The organism is Pseudomonas oryzihabitans NBRC 102199, from assembly GCF_000730625.1.
Taxonomy (GTDB): Bacteria; Pseudomonadota; Gammaproteobacteria; order Pseudomonadales; family Pseudomonadaceae; genus Chryseomonas; species Chryseomonas oryzihabitans.
Genome location: NZ_BBIT01000002.1, coordinates 89194 through 108751 on the forward strand (window position 1 = coordinate 89194; position 19558 = coordinate 108751).

Consider the following 19558-nt stretch of genomic DNA (forward strand, 5'->3'; position numbering starts at 1 on the left):
AGGCGCCTCCTGGCGCCTCGTTCTTTTTCCAGTGACAGGATTCACCCAATGTACAAGCTCGACGACCTGCTGCACCTCATGGCCCGGTTGCGCGACCCCCAACACGGCTGCCCCTGGGACCTGCGCCAGGACTACGCCAGCATCGTGCCCCACACCCTGGAAGAGGCCTACGAGGTCGCCGACGCCATCGCCCGGCGGGATTTTCCGCAGCTGCGCGACGAGCTGGGCGATCTGCTGTTCCAGGTCGTCTACTACAGCCAGCTGGGGCGCGAGGATGGCCATTTCGACTTTGGCCAGGTGGTGGATGGCATCACCCGCAAGCTGGTGCGACGCCATCCCCATGTCTTTCCCGATGGCGACCTGCATGGCCCGCTGGACCTGCCGCGGCTGGACGAGGCGACCATCAAGCGCCGCTGGGAAGAGATCAAGGCCGAGGAGCGAGCGGAAAAGGCGGCGGCGCCCGAGCAGCTGTCGCTGCTGGATGACGTGCCAGCCGCGCTGCCGGCCCTGAGTCGCGCGGCCAAGCTGCAGAAGCGTGCGGCCAATGTCGGCTTCGACTGGGCGGATGCCACGCCGGTGGTGGCCAAGATCCAGGAGGAACTGGACGAGGTGCGCGAGGCCATGGCCAACGGCCAGGCGGCCCAGGTGGCGGAAGAGGTCGGCGATCTGCTGTTCGTGATGGTCAACCTGGCGCGGCACCTGCAGGTCGACGCCGAAGACGCCCTGCGCCAGGCCAACGCCAAGTTCGAGCGGCGCTTCCGCTTCATCGAAGAGGCGCTGAAAGCCCAGGACCGCACGCCCCAGGAGGCCAGCCTGGAGGAGATGGATGCCCTGTGGGACGCCGCCAAGGTGGAAGAGAAGGGCGCCGTCGGGCATTCGTTGCGGCGGGGGTAGGGCAGGTTTTTGCGAATTTTATCGCGGCCATGCCGGTGCGCCGTAGCGACCGGCCTGACTGGACTATCGCGGCCATGGGCCGCTCCTATAAAAGCATCACTCCCTGTAGGAGCGGCCCATGGCCGCGATAAGAGAATTGAGCTGGATATCTACGGCATCCGCTCCCAACCGTACGACAGATCCGGTTGGTCGGCCAGGTGCGCCGGGCACTTGCCCTTGAGGTGCCAGGCGAAGGCGATGATCTCGGCCAGGGTGCGATAGAGCGCCTCGGGGATTTCCGCGCCCAGCTCCAGGCGCGCCAGGATGCGCACCAGGTCGGCGTTCTCATAGATGGGCACCTCGTGCTCCCGGGCGGTGGCCAGGATGAGTTCCGCCAGTTCGGCGTCGCCCTTGGCGGAGAGGATGGGGGCGCTGCTGCCGTCATAGGACAGCGCGATGGCCTGGCGGGCGGCGGTCGTGCTCATGCGGTGTCGTCGATCCAGCGTTGTTCGAGGGAGGTGCGCGGATGGCGTGCGGGACGGCCCTGGCGGCTGCTGAGGTCGCCGACCACGAAGCCGGCGGCCAGCAGGCGCTCGCGCAGATGGGGCAATTCGGTATCGATCAGGGTGGCGGTGGCGCCTTTTTCCGCCCAGAACTCGCTCGACAGCCGGCCACTGGCCAGTTGCGCGCGTACCTGCAGCGGGCCGAGCGGCGCCAGATCGAAGGCCAGTTCCACCTTCCACAGGCTGTCGCGGGCTTCACCGCGGCTGTCCGGCGGCGGTCGTTCCTCCTGGAAGCGCACCTGCACCGCGCCAAGGCGCTCGCCATCGCGCCAGGGGATCTCGGTCTGCCAGGTGGAGAGGTAATAGCCGTCCGGCAAGACCTGGGTCTGCGCCAGGCTGGCGAGCTGGTGGGTCTGCAGCCGGGCGATGACGCCGGTGGCCAGTTGCAGCAATTCGTCGAGTTCGGCGTTGGCGGCACTGAGGCCGCGACCATCGCGCTCACCCAGGGGAAAGTCCAGGGCGGTGGGCTGGCGACTGGCGGTGGCGGCGTCGCCCAGCGCCCGGCGCAAGGCATCGGGCAGATTCTGCTGGGCGGTCTGGATCGCGACCTGGGGATTGCGCAGGGTCTCGCCCGGCAGGCTCGCCAGTAGCCGATCCACTAGGCGCAGCAGGTTGGCCTTGAAGTCTTCCTGGAGCTCGGGACCGCCGCGATCCAGCAGTTGCTGCTCCAGTTGCAGACCGCTGCGCGCCAGGGCGCGCGCCCAGCCCTGCGGGGTGGTCAGGGCCTCGGTGTGTTCCAGATTGGCCAGCAGGGACTTGAGCGCCGCACCCACCGACGGTGGCAGGTCCGCCTCGGGGACGTCCTCCAGCCATTGCAGCAGGGCATTCATCGACAGTTGGCGCTGTCCCTGGCCCTGCAGTTGGCGGTCGATGTCGAGTTGGTCGAGGCGCTGCGCCATGGGCAGCACCGTGACCTCCTGGCTGTCCTTGATCACCACGGTCAGCAGGCTGCCCACCGGCACCGGGCGGGGCGATTCCAGCTTGAGCTGGCGACCTTCGAGACTGGAGCTCAGGGCCTTGGCGATCACCTCGTAGGTAGGCGCCGCACCGGGTGGCTGCTGCAGCAGGCTGCTCAGCACCCGCAATTGCAGGGTGGTGCCTACCGGCAACTGGCGCAGATCCAGTTGCTGCAGCGGCGGTGGTGGCGCGTCGCCCTCCAGGCTCTGCAGCAGTACGGCCAGCTGGGTGGAGCCGAGGGTGCTCACCAGCAGCTGGCTGCCCACCGGCAGGTTGTTGGTTGGACTCTGGGTGGTGAGCAGGACGCTGCCGCCCTCGGCCAGCTGCAGTTGCAGCAGGAACTGGAAGCTCTGGCCGGCCGGACGGGTGGCCAGCACCTCGGCGGTGGTCGTGCTGCCGGGCGGAATCAGGTCGTCGAGGGATTGCAGGGCCTGCAGGATCTGCGCCCCCGCGTCCGACGCCTGCGCCGCCGCGGCCCGGACGGGCAGGGCGGGCGTGACGCCAGCGCTGGGTTGGATCGCGGAGATGGAAGTCATCGGGCAGGTCCGGTGGAATCGCCTGTGTATAATGGCGCGCCTTCAAGGGCGTGTGCCGGGTTAACGGCCAGCGCCCGACCGACTTTAGTGCCGTGAGAACCCCTGTCTTGAATCAGCCCCTGCTCGACGCCGTCGCGCTCCGTTGCGAACGGGGCGGTCGCCTGCTGTTCGACGACCTGAGTCTGAGCGTGGCGGCGGGCGAATCGCTGCAGATCGGGGGCGTCAACGGCAGTGGCAAGACCAGCTTGCTGCGCATCCTGGCGGGACTGCTGCCGGCGGATGCCGGTACGGTACGCCGGCCCGCCGCCGGCGAACTGCTCTGGCTGGGGCATGCGCCCGGCATCGCCGAAGGGCTGACCGCGGCGGAAAATCTCCATAGCCTGGCCAATCTGTGGCGCCCGACGACCCGGGAGGCCTGCTGGACCGCCCTGGCGGCCGAGGGACTGGCCGACTGGGCGGACGAGCCCTGCCGACAGCTCTCGGCGGGTCAGCGTCGCCGCGTCGCCCTGGCCCGTCTCCAGCTGCCCGAACCGCCGCGGCTCTGGTTGCTGGACGAACCCTTCACCGCCCTCGACGCCAGCACCTGCGCGCGGCTGGAAGCGCGCCTGCAGGCGCATTGCGCCGCGGGTGGCGCCCTGGTGCTGACCAGTCACCGCGAGCTGGAAGCCGCCCCGGCCGCCCATCGCCTGCTCTGGCTGGACGCTGGTCGATGAGCGGCGCCTGGCTGGCCATCCTCGGGCGCGAAGGGCGCCTGGCCTGGCGCCGACCGGCGCTGTGGCTCACGCCTCTGGCTTTCCATGCCCTGGTGGTGACCCTCTTTCCCCTGGCCCTGGGGCCTGATAGCCAGCAGCTGGCCGCCCTGGCGCCGGGCTTGCTGTGGATCGCGCTGTTGCTGGCCCTGCTGCTCGGTCAGGAAGCCCTGTTTCGCAGCGAGTGGCAGGACGGCTCCCTGGAACTCTGGCTGCTGGCACCCCAGCCCTTGCCGCTGCTGGTCCTGCTCAAGCTGCTGGTGCACTGGTGCTTCGCCGGCCTCGGCCTGGTCGCCCTGACGCCGGTACTGGCGCTGATGCTGGGGCTGCCCGCCGCGGCCCTGCCGGCGACCCTGGCGGCCCTGACCCTGGGCAGTCTGGCCCTGACCCTGATCGGCGCCATCGGCGCGGCCCTCACCGTGGGCCTGGCCCGTGGCGGGCTGCTGCTGGCGCTGCTCAATCTGCCGCTGCAGATCCCGGTGCTGATCCTTGGCGCCAGCACCCTGGACGCGGCGCGGCTGGGCCTGCCGGTAGCGGGGCTACTGCTCTGGCTGGGTTGCCTGACCCTGCTGGCCCTGACCCTGGCCCCCCTGGCGATCGCCGCCGGCCTGCGCATCGGCGCGGCCCAATGACGAGGACGACATGAACTGGACCTGGCTGCATCGCCTGGGCTCTCCCGCCATCTTCTATCGCCTGGCCGGCCGGCTGCAGGGGCCCTGCCTGGCGCTGGCCGGACTGCTGCTGGCCGTGGGTCTGGTGTGGGGCCTCTTTCTGGCGCCGCCGGACTATCAGCAGGGCGACAGCTTTCGCATCATCTATGTGCATGTGCCGGCGGCCTTTCTGGCGCAATCCTGCTATCTGCTGCTGGCGGTCGCCGGAGCCATCGGCTTGGTCTGGCGCCTCAAGCTGGCCGATGTGGCCCTGCGCGCGGCCGCGCCGATCGGCGCCTGGATGACCGTGATCGCCCTGGCCACGGGGTCGCTGTGGGGCATTCCCACCTGGGGCACCTGGTGGATCTGGGACGCCCGGCTCACCTCGATGCTGGTGCTGCTGTTTCTCTATCTGGGCGTGATCGCCCTGGGGCAGGCCATCGACCATCGCGAGAGCGCCGCCCGGGCCTGCGCCATCCTGGCGCTGGTGGGCTCGGTCAATCTGCCGATCATCAAGTATTCGGTGGAGTGGTGGAGCACCCTGCACCAGCCGGCCACCTTCAGCCTGGTGGAGCGTCCCCCGATGCCGGCGGCCATGTGGCTGCCGCTGCTGGTGATGGTGCTGGCGTTCTACCTGTTCTTTGCCGGCGTGCTGTTGCAGCGCATGCGCCTGGAGGTGCTCAGGCGCGAATGGCGCAGTCGCTGGGTACGCCTGGAACTGGGCGAGGAGAGCGCGTGAGCGGCGTGGACTGGGCGCAAGCCCTTGGCATGGGGCGTCATGGCCTCTATGTCTGGCCGGCCTTCGGCCTGACCCTGATCGTCCTCGGCGGCCTGCTGCTGCACGGCTGGCAGGCGCGTCGACGGCTGCAGCGGGAGTTGCGCCAGCGCTGGCGGCGGGAGCGGCGGCCATGAATCCGGTTCGTCGTCGTCGGCTGCTGTGGATCCTGCTGCTGTTGCTGGGCGTAGGGGGCGCAGCGGCGCTGGCCCTCAGCGCCCTGCAGCAGAATATCAACCTCTTCTATACCCCGAGCCAGATCGCCCGAGGCGAGGCGCCGCGCGATACCCGCATCCGCGCCGGCGGCATGGTGGAGCAGGGCAGCCTGGTACGCGCCGCGGATTCCCTGGCGGTGAGTTTCGTCATCACCGATTTCCAGCAGGAGGTGCGGGTGAGCTATGCCGGCATCCTGCCGGATCTGTTCCGTGAGGGGCAGGGCGTGGTGGCCCTGGGTCGACTCGACGACCAGGGGCGCCTGGTGGCCGACCAGATCCTTGCCAAGCACGACGAGAAATACATGCCCCCCGAAGTGAGCCAGGCGCTGCGCCAGGCCGGACGGCCGCTCGACGGCGCGAGGCCGGCGCCATGATCCCGGAACTCGGACAACTCTGCCTGCTGCTGGGGCTGGCCATGGCTCTGGTGCAGGGCACCCTGCCGCTGCTGGGCGCCTGGCGCGGTCAGGCCGACTGGATGCGTCTGGCGCGCCCGGCCGCCTTCGGTCAGTGGCTGTTCCTGGCGCTGGCCTTTGCCGCCCTGACCTGGGCCTTTCTGCAGGACGACTTCTCGGTGGCCTATGTGGCGGCCAACTCCAACAGTCGCCTGCCCTGGTACTACAAGGTCAGCGCCACCTGGGGCGCCCACGAGGGCTCCCTGCTGCTCTGGGCGCTGATCCTGGCGGGCTGGAGTCTGGCGGTGGCGTGCTGTTCACGATCCTTGCCCCAGGCGCTGCTGGCGCGGGTGCTGGGCATCCTCGGGCTGGTGGCCACCGGATTCCTGACCTTTCTGGTCGCCACCTCCAATCCCTTCGCCCGCCTGCTGCCGCAATTTCCGCGGGAGGGCAACGACCTCAATCCGCTGCTGCAGGACCCCGGGCTGATCCTGCATCCGCCCATGCTCTACATGGGCTACGTCGGCTTTTCGGTGGCCTTCGCCTTCGCCCTGGCGGCGCTGCTGGAAGGCCGGCTGGACGCCGCCTGGGCGCGCTGGGCCCGGCCCTGGACCCTGCTCGCCTGGGCCTTTCTCGGCTGCGGCATCGTGCTCGGCTCCTGGTGGGCCTACTACGAACTGGGCTGGGGTGGCTGGTGGTTCTGGGATCCGGTGGAAAACGCATCCTTCATGCCCTGGCTGGTGGGCACGGCGCTCCTGCACTCCCTGGCGGTGACCGAGAAACGCGGCCTGTTCAAGGGCTGGACGGTGCTGCTGGCCATCGCCGCCTTTTCCCTCAGCCTGCTGGGGACCTTTCTGGTGCGCTCGGGGGTGCTGACCTCGGTGCATGCCTTCGCCAGCGATCCCACCCGCGGGGTCTTCATCCTGGCCTTCCTGCTGCTGGTGGTCGGCGGCTCCCTGGCGCTGTTCGCCTGGCGTGCGCCGGCGCTCAGCGGCTCGGTGTCCTTTGGCCTGGCGTCGCGCGAGGCGCTGCTGCTGATCAACAACCTGATCCTGGTGACCGCCGCCGCCACGGTCTTGCTCGGCACCCTCTATCCGCTGGTGATCGACAGCCTGACCGGCGCCAAGCTGTCGGTGGGCCCGCCGTATTTCGACCTGCTGTTCGTGCCGCTGATGGCGCTGCTGATGCTGGCCCTGGGCGTCGGGGTGCTGGTGCGCTGGAAAAGCAGCCCGGGTCGCTGGCTGGCGCGCCTGCTGGCACCCATCCTGCTGGGCTGCGCGGCCTTGGCCGGTCTGCTTGGCTGGTGGCTGGATCAGCCCAGGGCGGCGATCCTGGCGGTGCTCGCGTTGGCGGCCTGGATCCTGTTGACCGCGCTGCGCGACGCGCTGGGCAAGGTGGCGGCGCTGGGCTGGCGCCGCGGCCTGCGCAGTCAGCCCCGCAGCTACTGGGGCATGCACCTGGCCCACCTGGGGCTGGCGGTGCTGGCCCTGGGCGTGGTGCTGGCCAGCCAGCTAGATGTGCAGCGCGATCTGCGCCTGGCGCCGGGCGAGCACGTCGAACTCCAGGGCTATCGCTTCGGCTTCGCCGGTACCCAGCACTACGAAGGGCCCAACTTCACCGCCGAGCGCGCCCTGCTGCAGGTCGAGCGCGAGGGCCGGGTGGTCGCCCTGCTGACCCCGGAAAAACGCCGCTATCTGGCCAGTGGCGCGGTGATGACCGAAGCCGCCATCGACGCCGGCCTGACCCGCGATCTCTATGTGGCCCTCGGCGAGCCGCTGGGGCAGGGCGCCTGGGCCGTGCGCCTGCAGATCAAGCCCTTCGTCCGGCTGATCTGGCTTGGTGGCCTGCTCACCGCCCTGGGCGGCCTGCTGGCCCTGGCCGATCCGCGCTATCGCCGCCGCCGGTCGTCTTCCCCTGCCTCTGCCGCGGAGTCCCGCTGATGCGCCGTCGCCTGTTGCTCTGCCTGCCACTGCTGGCCTTTCTGGTGCTGGCCGGCTTTCTCTTTCGCGGGCTCTATCGCGATCCCCAGGCCCTGCCGTCGGCGCTGGTCGGCCAACCCTTTCCGGCGTTTTCGCTGCCAGGCGTGCAGGACGACCGCCTGTTCACCCGGCAGGACCTGCTCGGCCGCCCGGCGCTGGTCAATGTCTGGGGCACCTGGTGCGTGGCCTGCCGGGACGAGCACCCGCTGCTCACTCGACTCAAGGCCGAGGGCGTGGTGATCCACGGCATCAACTACAAGGATGACAACGCCAGCGCCCGCCGCTGGCTGGCGGAGTTCCACGATCCCTACCAGCTCGATATTCGCGACGACGAAGGCCGGCTGGGGCTGGACCTGGGCGTCTATGGCGCGCCGGAGACCTTTCTCGTCGATGCCCGGGGCGTGGTGCGCTATCGCCATGTCGGGGTGATCGATCAGCGCGTCTGGGACGCAGACCTCGGGCCGCGCTATCGCGGCCTGGTGGCGGCGCCATGAGGGCCGGCTGGCTGCTGCTGTTGCTGCTCTGGTCGATCCTGAGCCAGGCGGCCATCGACCCCTATGGCTTTCGCGACGACGCTGAGCGTGCGCGCTTCCAGGCGCTGACCCGCGAACTGCGCTGCCCCAAGTGCCAGAACCAGGACCTGGCCGATTCCAATGCGCCCATCGCCGGCGATCTGCGCCGCGAGATCCAGCGCCTGATGGCGGCCGGGCAGAGCGATGCCGAGATCATCGCCCACCTGAAGCAGCGCTACGGTGAATTCATCCGCTATCGACCGCCTTTCGAGGGGCGCACCCTGCTGCTGTGGCTGCTGCCGGGCCTGGGCCTGCTGGGCGGTGCCGGCCTGCTGCTGGTCCTGACGCGGCGGCGCCGGCCGGAGCAGGCCTTGAGCGAGGCCGAACGCCAGCGCCTGGCCGCGCTGCAGGCGGAGGAGGAGCCATGATGCCGACCTTCTGGGGATTGGCGGGGCTGCTGCTGATCCTGGCGCTGCTGATCCTGCTGGTACCGCTCCTACGCGGCGGACCCGCCACGGCGGACCAGCGCGCGGTGCTCAATCGCACCCTCTATCAGGAGCGCCTGGCCGAAGCCCAGGCGCGGGCGGCCCGGGGCGAGCTGGACGACCAGGCCCTGGCGCTGGCCGAAGCCGAGGCCGGCCGCAGCCTGCTCGCCGACAGTCCTGCCGAGGAGGCTTCGCCCCAGCGCCGCGGCCGTCGCCTGGGGGTCGCGGTCGCCCTGGGCGGCCCGGCCCTGGCCCTGGGGCTCTACCTGCTGCTGGGCGGCTGGCCGGCCTGGCAACTGAGTCAGCGTCTCGCCGCGCCGCCGGCCTCGCCCCAGGCGCTGCTGGCCGATCTGGAGGCAGCGACGCGACTGCAACCCCAGGCGGCCGACAACTGGTACCTGTTGGCACGCGCCTATGCCGGCCTGGGTCGCTACCGGGATGCCGTGGCCGCCTTCGAACAGGTCATTCCTCGTGATGGCCGGCGCGCGGAGGTCCTTGGGCAACTGGCCCAGGCTCGCTTCTTCGCCGCCGGGCGCCAGCTGGATGCCGAGACCCGGGCGCTGGCCGACGAAGCCCTGGCCGCCAATCCCGGGGAGCCCACCACCCTGGGGCTGCTGGGCATGGCTGCCTACGAACGGGGGGGCTACGCCGAGGCGGCAGGCTACTGGCAGCGGCTGGTCGCCGTGCTGCCAGCGGGCGATCCCCTGCGCGCCACCCTTGCCCAGGGAATCGCCCGGGCGGAGACGGCGGCGCGGGCGGCCGGTCAGGCGCTGGCCACGCCGGGGCTCGAGGTGGAGGTCCGCCTGGCGCCCGCGGTGGCGCAGCGGGTACGGCCCGAGGACAGCGTCTTCGTGCTGGCCCTGGCGCTGGATCAGCCCGGTCCACCGCTGGCGGTACGGCGATTGCGGGTTGCCGATCTGCCCCGGCGGGTACGCCTGGATGACCGCGACGCCATGCTGCCCCAGCGCAAGCTGTCCGACCACCGGCGGGTAAGACCCGTGGTGGTGATCGCCCGGGGCGGCGATCCGCTCAAGGGCGACTGGCGGCATGAGGGACAGCCACTGGAGCTCCCTTCTAGTGCGTTCAGCCTATTGCGCGTGGAGGTCGGTGATGCCATTGCGCCATGATCGGCCAGGATTCCAACACGCAGGGCAGGGAAGGCATGTACACCTATGAAGACGCCGTCGCGGCGACCCGCGAACTCTGTCGCCAGATCGAGAACGTGCCTGTCCGGCGGCGGGCGGTCCGCGAGGACTTCTACAGGAGCTTTGGCGACGCCGACAACGATGGCCTGAGCTATGGCGATTCGGAGCTGGCCTTTCTCGACTGGGAAATCCAGGCCGGTGTCCTGGATCCCGTGACCGGCAGCGCCTGGTGGCGCAACGTCAATCTGCACTTTATCTATCTGTCCGAGCTGGCCGGTTGCCTGGCGCAGCAGGGACTGGCCGGTGACCAGGCGCCCTATCCGACGCGCTGCTGGCTGACCTTCATCGCCGATCCCACCCCGCGTCACTGGTACCGGGCGCACAACGCCTCCATCCTCGCCGGCTTCGCCCTGCATCAGGAAGAGGCTCGCGCGGAGAACACGGTAGGCCAGCTGTTCCTCAACATCACCCTCTATCGGCTGATGTTCGCCCAGGCGCTGGTGGAGGAGGCGACGCTGTTCGCCGAGCTGGGGGCCCTGCTGGCCGATCCGCGCGGCTTCTCGGTCAAGCTGCTGGTCAGCCTCGCCGAGTTCTATCCCCCGCACTATCCCCTCACCGAGGCGGATCGCGAGGTGATCGAAGGACACGGGCTGGGTATCGAGGAACTGGGCGTACGCCTCATGGACGGCTGGATCCGCTTCGAATTACACAAGCTCTACAGCGAGGCCGCCGTCTGGAACCAGGCGCCCGAATTGCTGGCTTACCTGGACGGCGGCGAGCCGTGCTATCCGCCTGCCGTGGACCGCTGCACCGAGCGCGCAGCGGCCCAGACGGTGGCGCTATTGGAAGGCGTCCTCGCCGGGCAGGACCTCGTCATGGCCGAGCAGGGCGCGAGCGGTCTGCAGGCCGGATAGGGTCGCCGACTCCACGCAGCCCATGTTGAAGCCGTTGTCGATCCAGTCGCCGGTCAGGTAGAGGTTGCGGCAGACGCTGCCGTCGGTGGTCAGCCGATGGCGGCTGCTGCCGGCCACGCTCTGCACATAGCGCTCGCTGGGATCGACGTTGGCGCGCCAATATTGATAGTCGAAGCGCGCCTGGCCCTGGACCTCGGCGGGTGCCAGCAGGAAGTCCCAGCGATAGCCCGCCGGGGTCACGGCTTCCGGCCAATAGGCACCCAGCTTGCCGTTCATGAGGTCGAGGAAGGCCTGCTTCACCTTGGCGGCTTCCTGCTGCGGATAGTCATCCTTTTTGCCGATGGGCGGAGCGGCCGCGGCGGCGAGCACCCCGCAGAAATAGCTGATGTCCGCCGGCGGCGTGCCGCTCGACCAGTCCTCCCGCTCCACCAGGTAGCTGACATCGGCCCAGGAGTCCATCGCCTGGGCGGCGAAGCCCAGCAGCTCGGGGGCCTGGCCGCCCTCGGGCGAGCCGCTCCAGCCCAGTTGCCAGGCGTCGCGGTTCTGCCAGAGTTGCACGGCCTGGGTGGCGACGGTAGCCACCTGCCGGGTCATGCGCGCGAACGCCGGGTCCAGGGCGCACAGGCTGGGGGCCAGGTCGGCCAGGCCGGCCACGGAGATCCCCAGCACCACCTCGTCGAAGTCGCGGTCGACCTGCAGTTCCAGCCGCTCGACGCCCTGCCAGCCGCTCCAGTTGGATTCCAGGTTGATCTGGCCTTCCTGCAGGTCCCGGGCGATCTGGTCGTCGAGCTGCTCGTACAGCGGCGCCGAGGGCCAGCAGGGCAGGCCCTTGACGTCCACCAGCGGCTGGTAGGCGGCGCCCTTGAGCCTGACCTGGCGCTGGATCTGGAGGCGCGTCACCCGCGGACCCTGGCCGTCGTCGGCGGCTTCGATGGCGGTCACCTGGTGGAAGAAGCGGAAGTCCACCCCGCGGCGCGCGAGCACCTCGTAGTAGGGCGCGAAGACCACGTCGCCCATGCCGGCCTGCATGCGCCAGATAAAGGAGCCCTTGGCCGTGGTCAGGGCCAGCAGGGCGGCGCGCAGCACGGTGCCGGCCTCGACGTCGGGCTGGGCGAGATCGCCGTCGCGATAGGCGAAGATGCCGCCGTGCAGGGACTTGAGCACCGCGCCGTCCAGGGTCGCGGCGCTGGCGCCATGACGGCTCAGCCAGGCCTGGAAGGTTTCTGCGTTGAGCGCCGCGAAGCCCTTGGCATAGACCTCGTCGGCGAGCATGCCGATCAGCACGGTCAGGCCGAAGTCCATCAGCAGCCACAGCCGGTGGGCCTTGACGTGGGTCTGACTGCGGTCGTGCAGGATGTCGCCGAGCAGGCCGCGGAGCTTGCGCAGCAGCGCCAGCAGCACGGGATGGTCGACGCCGTCGGACAGCGCCGTGCGGGCCTGCTGCAGCTGGCGCTCCGCCTCGTTCAGGAGTCGCTCTTGCAGCTCCTCGCGGCAATGTGCGCGCAGCCGGGCGAACAGGCCACCTGGCGCAGCGGCGGTCGGGGTGTCGTCCTCCTCGCCCAGCCGCAGCAGCCACTCCAGCAGATCGCCGAGGGCGGCCATGAAGGGCTTGGGATTCCAACCCTCGCCGGGCTTGCCGGGCAACGCCAGGGTGTCGATGGGCCAGGTGGTCCACTGCGCCTGGAAGTCGTCGGCGAAGGCGGTGTGGGAATGCGGGAAGAAGGCCTCGTCGAGGGTCGCCAGCGGCGCGCCAGCGGGCCGGCCCAGTTCCTCGTAGCACTGCCTCAGGCTATGGAAGGCGTTGTAGTAGAAGCCGAACCAGACATGGATGCCGTGTTCCTCGATGCGCTGGTGGTCGGCGGCATTGCGTCCGCTGGCCCCCTTGCCGCCGAGACGCCAGCCCTGCTGGTACAGGGTGATCTGGTAACGCTCCTGCCAGTTGGGCTCATTAGTAATACGAAAGGCGGTGGTGACGGCGGACACGCCGCCGCCCAAGATGGCGATCTTGCGGACAGAAGGTACAGCGTCCATGCCTATTGCTCCGAAGTGTGCAAATTGTTGCACCAGTGGACGAATGCCAGATGATGGCTAGGGTAATATCACTTTATCGAAAAGTTCCCTTGAGACTTTAGCAAGGCAACGGAAATAGTTGAGGCGCTGGCCCGGCGTAGACCGGTCGGCCGAGGATCGAGGCGAACGCGGTGTTGAGGATTCCAGGCTACAGCTGCAAGACGCGGGTGAGCGAAAGCCGCCATGCCCTGATCTACCGCGGCACGCGCCTGGTCGATGGCCAGCCGGTGATCCTCAAGCAGCTGGCCGCCGACTATCCCACGCCCCAGGCCCAGGCCGGGCTGCGCCATGAATTCGAGCTGACCCGCCGCGCCAGTGCCAGCGGGGCGGTGAGCGCCGCCCTGGAACTGCTGGAATACCAGGGTCGCCAGGTGCTGGTGCTCGAAGACATCGGCGGTAGCGACCTGGCCGAGTTGCTCGCCGCCGGGCCGCTGGCGCTGGACGACTTCTTCGACTGGGCACTGGCCATTGTCCGCGCCCTGGCGCGGCTGCACCGGCTGCGCATCGCCCACAACGACCTCAATCCGCGCAACATCGTCTGCAACTGCACCACCGGCAGCCTGAGACTCACCGATCTGGGCATCGCCACGGCCTTTGGCGCCGTCCAGGGCAGCGACAGCCGCCTGGAGGGCTCGCTGACCTATCTCGCCCCGGAACAGAGCGGGCGGACCGGGCGGCACCAGGACTACCGCAGCGACTTCTATGCGCTGGGCGTGACCTTCTACGAGATGCTCGCGGGCGAGCCGCCGTTCCGCGCCCAGGATCCGCTGGAGCTGGTGCATGCGCACCTGGCGATGCGCGCACCCTCGCTGGTCGAGCGGGTCCCGACGGTACCGCCGATGCTGGCGGCGCTGGTGGACAAGCTCATGGCCAAGGCCGCCGAAGAGCGCTACCAGGGCTGCTTCGGCATCCTGCGCGACCTGCAGCGCTGCCAGGCGGCCCATCAGGCCGGTGAGCGGACGCCCTTCGCCCTCGGCGAGCAGGATCCGCCCGCGCGACTGGTGCCAGTGCGTACCCTGCAGGGGCGAGGCGCGCCGCTGCGCTTGCTGGAAGAGGCACTGGCCCGGGCGACCCTGGGTCGGAGCGAAGCCGTCTTTGTCAGCGGCCAGTCCGGGGTGGGCAAATCGGCGCTGGTGCAGGCCTTCGTCCGCCGCCAGGGCGATCGGGTGCTGCTCGCCCACGGCAAGTTCGAGACCCTTGGCAAGGAGGTGCCCTATGGCGCCCTGCGCCAGGCCGTGCGCGAACTGGTGGAGATCGGCCAGACCCTGGGCGAGGCCTTTGCCGACCGCCTGGTGGAGGGCCTGGGGGGCAACGCCGGGGTGCTGACCGAGGTCTCGCCCGAGCTGGCCAGCTGGCTCGGGCCCCAGGCACCGGTGGCCGAGTTGCCGCCGCTGCAGGCCGAGCAACGTTTCGACGAAGCCGTGATCGCGCTGCTGCTGGCCTTTGCCGCGGACTCCCGGCCGCTGCTGCTGTGGCTGGACGATCTGCAGTGGGCCGACAGCCCGTCGCTGCGGCTGATCGAGCGCCTGCTGGCCCGCGGCGATCAGGGGCCGCTGCTGCTGGTGGCGACCCATCGTGAAGAGCAGCTGGCGGGCAGTGCCCTGGAACGGTTGCTGGGTGCGGCGCTGATCCGCAATGTGTCGCTGGGACCGCTGTCGCGGGTGGAAATCGAGCGACTGATCGCCGAGCTGCTGCCGGCACCGGCGGAAGACCAGGCGGCCCTGGCCGGCCTCTGCCTGGACAAGACCCTTGGCAATCCCTTCTTCATCGAGCAGCTGCTGCGCAGCCTGCAGCAGGAAGGCCTGCTGGAATTCGACGGCGAGACCGGCCAGTGGCACTGGGAGCTGGCCCGGCTCCAGGCGCTGGACGTCTACGACAACGTCGTCGACTTCATGGTGGGCAAGCTCAAGGACCTGCCGGCCGCCACCTCGCAGCTGCTGCAATGGGCAGCCTGCCTGGGCACCCATTTCTCCAGCGACCGCCTGGCCGCGCTGATGGCGGAATCGCCCGCGGACATCCGCCGGCGCTGCCAGTCGCTGGTGCAGGAAGGCCTGCTCACCGAGCCCGAGGGTGGCCAGGCGGGTGAGCAGACGCCCACCCACTACAGCTTCCTGCACGATCAGGTGCGCCATGCCGCCCATTCGCTGCTGGCGCCCGCCGAGCGCGAACGTGTCCATCTACGTGCCGGGCAGCTGTATCTGGCCGAAGGCAGCGCCACGCGACTGGACGCGGTCAGTCACCTCAACCTTGCCGTCGCCCTGATCGAGACGCCCGCCGAGCGGCTGCAGCTGCTGGAGCTAAACCTGGACGCCGCCCGCAAGGCGCGCCAGGCCAATGCCTATCCGGCCGCCCAGGATTTCCTGCGCACGGCCGTCGCGCTGATCGACGCCGCCGCCTGGGAGAGCCGCCACGCGCTGCTGTTCCAGCTGCATCGGGAATGGGCCGAGGTCGCGCACCTCTGTGGCGATGCCACCGAAGCCCTGCGCATCTGCGAACTGCTGTTGCCGCGCGCGCGCAGCACCTTCGAGGAAGCCGGGGTGCGGGCCCTGCAGATCGATCTCTACAGCGGCCTCGGGCGCTTTACCGAAGCCCTGACCGTGGCCAAGGCCGGTATCCAGGCACTGGACGAGCCCTGGCCGGAGGCACCGGACGCCATCAATCAGGCCATTGGCGCCGACAGCGCCGAGGTCGAGGCCTGGCTGGCCACGCGCAACCCGGCGGCGCTGCTCGACCTGCCGCGCATGGAAGACCCGCGCGCCCAGTTGCTGATCCGCCTGCTGGGCCTGCTCTGGGGGCCGGCGATCAACGTCGACCTGCCAATGAGCCTGCTGGCGGTCATGCGCATCGTCAAGCTGTCGATCCAGTACGGCAACGGCGATCTCTCGCCCTTCGGCTATGCCAACTACGGCTCGCTGCTGTCGGCCTTCCACGGTCGCTACGAGCTGGGTTATCAGGTCGGGCGGCTGGCCGTCGACCTGGTCGACCGCACCGGCAATCTGCCGCTCAAGTGCAAGGTCTACACCATGTTCGCGGTGACCAACAGCCCCTGGTCGAGCCCCATAGCGGACAACGTCGCCCTGCTGCGCGAGGCCCTGGCGGCCGGTCAGCGCACCGGCGAGATCATCTTCACCGCCTACAGCGCCTTCCACATCCTCAAGCACCTGCAGCACGCCGGCGCGCCGCTGGACGACATCCTCGGCGAAACCGCGGAGATCGAGCGGATCCTGCTGGGGATCGGCGATCCCAACACCCTGGAGATCTTCACCATCCTGCGCCAGTCGCTGCGCCTGCTGCAGGGCATCACCCCGAGCCAGGAGACTTGGGACGAGGAGGGCAAGGACGAAGCGGCACTGGTGCGGCAGATGCAGGACAGCGGCCATGTCCTCTGCCTGAACTACTACGACTTCAACAAGATGCAGGCGGCGCTGCTGTTCCGCCGACTGCCCCAGGCCCGGCAGCACGCCGAAGCCATGGAGGCCTCGCTGGCGGCCAGCTTCGGCTGGTTCAGCATCGCCGAGCACGCCTTCTATCAGGCGCTGATCCTGCTCGCCGAGGGCGAGTTGGCGGGCGAGACCCTGGCCAAGATCGAGACCGCCCAGGATCGGTTGAGTGGTTGGGCGGCGCACTGCCCGGAAAACTTCGCCCACAAGCGCGACCTGGTGGCCGCTGAACGGGCGCGCCGCGAGGGCCGCGCCGACGCCGCCATGGACCTCTATGAGCAGGCCCTGGAATCCGCGCGGCTGCATGGCTTCCGCCAGGGTGCGGCGCTGGCCGAGGAACTCTATGGGCGTTTCTGGCTGGAACAGCAGCGTCCGCGCATCGCCCGGACCTACCTGCAGGACGCCCAGCGCAGCTATCTGCACTGGGGCGCAGCAGCCAAGGCCCAGGCGCTGGAAAACGAATTTCCCCACTGGTTGCGCGTGGCCGAGGCCACTGCCCTGACGGTGCAGCGCACCCAGGCCCAGTCCACCAGCGACATCATGCGCCTGGACTGGCTGTCGGTGCTCAAGTCGCTGCAGACCATCTCCAACGAACTGGCGCTGGATCAGCTGCTGGCGCGGATGATGCGCATCATCCTGGAGGAGGGCGGCGCTCAGCATGGCTTGCTGCTGTTGCCCGAGGGCGGGCGCTGGCTGGTGCAGGCCTCGGTCTGCAGTGGTGCCGCCGAGCCCAAGGTGCTGCAGGGACTGCCGCTGGCGCTGAACGAGCAGGATGCCGGCGAGGGCCTGGTGCCCCTGACCCTGGTGTCCCATGTGATCCGCCATCGCGAGCCGGTGATTCTCGACGACGCCGCTCGTGCCGGTCGGTTCGTCCGCGACGCCTACATGCGCGCGCGCCGTCCGCGGTCGGTCTGCTGCCTGCCGGTGCTGCGCCAGAATCGCCTGATCGGCATCCTCTATCTGGAAAACAACCTGCTGGCCCAGGCCTTCACCCCGGGGCGGCTGCAGGTGCTGAGCATCCTGGCCACCCAGGCGGCGATCTCCCTGGAACACGCGCAGATCTACGAGACCCTGGAGCAGCGCGTCGGCGAGCGCACCCTCGAACTGGACCAGGCGCGCATTCGCGCCGAAGAGGCGGCCGCGGCCAAGTCGCTGTTCCTGGCGACCATGAGCCACGAGATCCGCACCCCGCTCAATGCGGTGATCGGCCTCAGCCGCCTGACCCTGGGCACCAGGCTGTCCGGCGAACAGCGCGGCCATGTCGGCAAGATCCTCGATTCCGGCGAGACCCTGCTGAGCGTGATCAACGACGTGCTCGACTATTCGCGCAACGAAGCCGGCGGTACCCAGCTGGAACAACTGGGCTTCAACCTGGCCAAGGTGCTCGAACGCACCCTCAATCTCTGCGCCCTCAAGGCCCATGAGAAGGGTGTCGAACTGGTGCTGGATTGCGGTCCGGATATTCCCCTGGCGCTGGAAGGCGATCCGCTGCGCCTGCAGCAGGTGCTGGTCAATCTGCTGAGCAATGCGGTCAAGTTCACCGAGCGGGGCCATGTGCTGATCCGGGTCGGCGCCGTCTGCGAAGCCGGTCGTGCCCATTTCAGCCTGGCGGTGGAAGACACCGGCATCGGCCTGACCGAGGCCCAGCAGGCACAACTCTTCCAGCCCTTCACCCAGGCGGACGGCTCCATCAGCCGCCGCTATGGCGGGACTGGCCTGGGCCTGGCGATCTCCCGCCAGCTCACCGAACTCATGGGCGGCACCCTCGACGTCCACAGCGAAGCCGGGCGCGGCTCCTGCTTTACCCTGCGGCTGACCCTGCCGGTGGTGGGCGAGCCCGAGCGGCTGCCCAGCCAGACCCCGCGCCAGGTCCTGCTGGTGGACGACCACGGCCTGGCCCGGCGCACCCTGGGGCAACGGCTACGCGAACTGGGCATGCAGGTGGTGGAAGCCGAATCCACCGAGCAGGCCCTGGCGGCCATGGCCACGTCGGTCTTCGAATTGGCCATCGTCGACTGGCGCCTGGGCGGCGAAGACGGTCTGGCCCTGGCGCGCCAGCTGCGCGCCCGGCAACCGGAGTTGGCAGTGACCCTGCTGGCCTCGCCCTACGAGGCGGAAGAGGTGCGCAGCCTGGGCGAGGATCTGCCGGGTCTGGAGCTTCTCGACAAACCGGTCACCGGTCCCGCCGTGCAGCGCCTGCTGTCCGGACTGGGCCTGGCGCCGGTCGCCGCCCCGACGGTGGGGCAGAGCGTGGTGGACCTGCAGGGCATTCGCCTGCTGCTGGTGGACGATAACGCCATCAACCGCCAGGTGGTCATCGGCTTCCTGCAGGGCAGCGGCATCCTGATCGACGTGGCCGAAGACGGCCAGGCCGCGCTGGACCAGCTGGAACAGCAGCGCTACGACCTGGTGCTGATGGATGTCCATATGCCACGCCTGGACGGCCTGTCGGCAACCCGCGAATTGCGTACCCGACCGGCACTGGCCGGGCTGCCAGTCATCGCCATGACCGCCAACGGCCTGCCGGGCGATCGGGAGCGCTGCCTGGATGCCGGCATGAACGATCACCTGGTCAAGCCCCTCGATCCCGCCGAGTTGTTCCGCATCATCGCCGCCTGGGCCAACCTCGAGCAGCTGCAGCGCGCCGAGCGCAAGGCTGTGGAGGAGGTCGTGGAGGTCAAGGAGGTCGGCGTGCTGGCGCGGGCGCGTGCCAGTGCGGTGCTCGAACCCGAGTCGGCGCTGCGCCTGTTGCGCGGCAGCGCCCAACTCTATGAGCAGCTGATCCGGGATTTCCGCGTGCAACAGGCCGAACTGCCGGGGCGGATCTCCGCCTGGCGCGCAGCGGACGATGTCACCGCGCTGTTCGAGTGCGCCCACGGCCTGCAGGCCACCGCCGCCTATGTCGGCGCCCTCGACCTGCAGGAAGCGGCGCAACGCCTGACAAACAGGATCCGCCTGGCCCAGCCCATCGGCGAGGACGTGCGCCGCCTGCACGCCGAGGCTGAGCGCTGCCTGGCGTCTCTCGACGAGATCCTGGTCGAGGTGGCCGGTGGCGAGGAGGGCACGGTCGAGGAGCTGGAGGCCCTGCTCGAACGCCTGATCGCCCTGCTGCAAACGTCGGATTTCGCTGCCGAGGAGGTCCTCGACACCCTGCTGCGCGCCTGCGTGAGCACGCCCCACAGCGCCGACGTGGTGCGCATCCGCGAATGGGTGAACGAGGTGGAGTTCGAGCATGCCGCCGATGCCACCGCGGATCTGCTGCGACGGGTGCGGCAGGCCGGACAGCGGTCGAGCTAGGTGCCC

General features: G+C 69.5%; 15 protein-coding genes. 12 read left to right on the plus strand and 3 right to left on the minus strand.

Annotation, left to right across the window (positions count from 1 at the left end):
* Nucleotides 1-48 precede the first annotated feature (48 nt).
* Nucleotides 49-894 (plus strand): nucleoside triphosphate pyrophosphohydrolase, encoded by an 846-nt coding sequence (mazG, locus tag POR01S_RS01935; RefSeq protein ID WP_042133387.1) that lies wholly within the window; start codon nt 49-51, stop codon nt 892-894.
* A 149-nt stretch (nt 895-1043) separates the two neighbouring features.
* On the opposite strand, the gene POR01S_RS01940 is transcribed toward mazG, so the two are convergent.
* Together POR01S_RS01940 and fliK are read right to left on the minus strand one after the other, a co-directional pair.
* Complete coding sequence (locus tag POR01S_RS01940) at nt 1044-1358, minus strand: EscU/YscU/HrcU family type III secretion system export apparatus switch protein (protein ID WP_007158963.1); 315 nt, start codon at nt 1356-1358, stop codon at nt 1044-1046.
* A complete protein-coding gene (fliK, locus tag POR01S_RS01945; protein WP_042133390.1) occupies nt 1355-2929 on the minus strand; it encodes a flagellar hook-length control protein FliK in 1575 nt (524 codons plus the stop codon). Before fliK ends, POR01S_RS01940 begins: the two co-directional genes overlap by 4 nt.
* A gap of 107 nt (nt 2930-3036) precedes the next feature.
* Between fliK and ccmA the strand changes: the two genes are divergently transcribed.
* The 10 genes from ccmA to POR01S_RS01990 are packed head-to-tail and all read left to right on the plus strand — an operon-like array spanning nt 3037 to nt 10745.
* Nucleotides 3037-3642 (plus strand): cytochrome c biogenesis heme-transporting ATPase CcmA, encoded by a 606-nt coding sequence (gene ccmA / locus POR01S_RS01950; protein WP_042133391.1) that lies wholly within the window; start codon nt 3037-3039, stop codon nt 3640-3642.
* Complete coding sequence (gene ccmB / locus POR01S_RS01955) at nt 3639-4310, plus strand: heme exporter protein CcmB (protein ID WP_027599850.1); 672 nt, start codon at nt 3639-3641, stop codon at nt 4308-4310. The genes ccmA and ccmB overlap by 4 nt, the downstream gene beginning before the upstream one ends.
* Nucleotides 4311-4320: 10 nt before the next feature.
* Nucleotides 4321-5067, plus strand: coding sequence for a heme ABC transporter permease (locus POR01S_RS01960; protein ID WP_042133393.1), 747 nt, complete (start codon nt 4321-4323; stop codon nt 5065-5067).
* A complete protein-coding gene (gene ccmD, locus POR01S_RS23265) occupies nt 5064-5240 on the plus strand; it encodes a heme exporter protein CcmD (protein WP_074583134.1) in 177 nt (58 codons plus the stop codon). The genes POR01S_RS01960 and ccmD overlap by 4 nt, the downstream gene beginning before the upstream one ends.
* Nucleotides 5237-5692 (plus strand): cytochrome c maturation protein CcmE, encoded by a 456-nt coding sequence (ccmE, locus tag POR01S_RS01965; protein ID WP_027601890.1) that lies wholly within the window; start codon nt 5237-5239, stop codon nt 5690-5692. Before ccmD ends, ccmE begins: the two co-directional genes overlap by 4 nt.
* Entirely contained in the window at nt 5689-7650 is a 1962-nt protein-coding gene (locus POR01S_RS01970) for a heme lyase CcmF/NrfE family subunit (RefSeq protein WP_042133395.1), read from the plus strand. The genes ccmE and POR01S_RS01970 overlap by 4 nt, the downstream gene beginning before the upstream one ends.
* Nucleotides 7650-8183 carry a DsbE family thiol:disulfide interchange protein gene (locus tag POR01S_RS01975; protein ID WP_042133397.1) on the plus strand — a complete coding sequence of 178 codons (534 nt, stop codon included), beginning with the start codon at nt 7650-7652 and terminating at the stop codon, nt 8181-8183. Before POR01S_RS01970 ends, POR01S_RS01975 begins: the two co-directional genes overlap by 1 nt.
* Nucleotides 8180-8629, plus strand: a complete 450-nt coding sequence (locus POR01S_RS01980; protein ID WP_042133398.1) for a cytochrome c-type biogenesis protein — start codon at nt 8180-8182, stop codon at nt 8627-8629. Before POR01S_RS01975 ends, POR01S_RS01980 begins: the two co-directional genes overlap by 4 nt.
* Nucleotides 8626-9813: a c-type cytochrome biogenesis protein CcmI gene (ccmI, locus tag POR01S_RS01985; protein ID WP_255211784.1), complete on the plus strand. Its 1188-nt coding sequence runs from the start codon at nt 8626-8628 to the stop codon at nt 9811-9813. Before POR01S_RS01980 ends, ccmI begins: the two co-directional genes overlap by 4 nt.
* A gap of 35 nt (nt 9814-9848) precedes the next feature.
* Entirely contained in the window at nt 9849-10745 is an 897-nt protein-coding gene (locus POR01S_RS01990) for a hypothetical protein (RefSeq protein WP_042134389.1), read from the plus strand.
* Here the strand turns inward: POR01S_RS01990 and POR01S_RS01995 are convergent.
* Complete coding sequence (locus tag POR01S_RS01995) at nt 10671-12776, minus strand: NAD(P)-binding protein (protein ID WP_052382613.1); 2106 nt, start codon at nt 12774-12776, stop codon at nt 10671-10673. The genes POR01S_RS01990 and POR01S_RS01995 overlap by 75 nt on opposite strands.
* 170 nt (nt 12777-12946) lie before the next feature.
* On the opposite strand from POR01S_RS01995, the gene POR01S_RS02000 reads away from it, so the two are divergent.
* Nucleotides 12947-19552, plus strand: a complete 6606-nt coding sequence (locus POR01S_RS02000; RefSeq protein ID WP_042133400.1) for a response regulator — start codon at nt 12947-12949, stop codon at nt 19550-19552.
* The last annotated feature ends 6 nt before the right edge of the window (nt 19553-19558 follow it).

Coding starts and splice junctions, on each gene's coding strand:
- fliK (WP_042133390.1), bottom strand. CDS start 2,929: ATGACTTCCATCTCCGCGATCCAACCCAGCGCTGGCGTCACGCCCGCC.
- POR01S_RS01995 (WP_052382613.1), bottom strand. CDS start 12,776: ATGGACGCTGTACCTTCTGTCCGCAAGATCGCCATCTTGGGCGGCGGC.
- ccmB (WP_027599850.1), top strand. CDS start 3,639: ATGAGCGGCGCCTGGCTGGCCATCCTCGGGCGCGAAGGGCGCCTGGCC.
- mazG (WP_042133387.1), top strand. CDS start 49: ATGTACAAGCTCGACGACCTGCTGCACCTCATGGCCCGGTTGCGCGAC.
- ccmI (WP_255211784.1), top strand. CDS start 8,626: ATGATGCCGACCTTCTGGGGATTGGCGGGGCTGCTGCTGATCCTGGCG.
- POR01S_RS01970 (WP_042133395.1), top strand. CDS start 5,689: ATGATCCCGGAACTCGGACAACTCTGCCTGCTGCTGGGGCTGGCCATG.
- POR01S_RS01990 (WP_042134389.1), top strand. CDS start 9,849: ATGTACACCTATGAAGACGCCGTCGCGGCGACCCGCGAACTCTGTCGC.
- POR01S_RS01940 (WP_007158963.1), bottom strand. CDS start 1,358: ATGAGCACGACCGCCGCCCGCCAGGCCATCGCGCTGTCCTATGACGGC.
- POR01S_RS01960 (WP_042133393.1), top strand. CDS start 4,321: ATGAACTGGACCTGGCTGCATCGCCTGGGCTCTCCCGCCATCTTCTAT.
- POR01S_RS01975 (WP_042133397.1), top strand. CDS start 7,650: ATGCGCCGTCGCCTGTTGCTCTGCCTGCCACTGCTGGCCTTTCTGGTG.
- ccmE (WP_027601890.1), top strand. CDS start 5,237: ATGAATCCGGTTCGTCGTCGTCGGCTGCTGTGGATCCTGCTGCTGTTG.
- POR01S_RS01980 (WP_042133398.1), top strand. CDS start 8,180: ATGAGGGCCGGCTGGCTGCTGCTGTTGCTGCTCTGGTCGATCCTGAGC.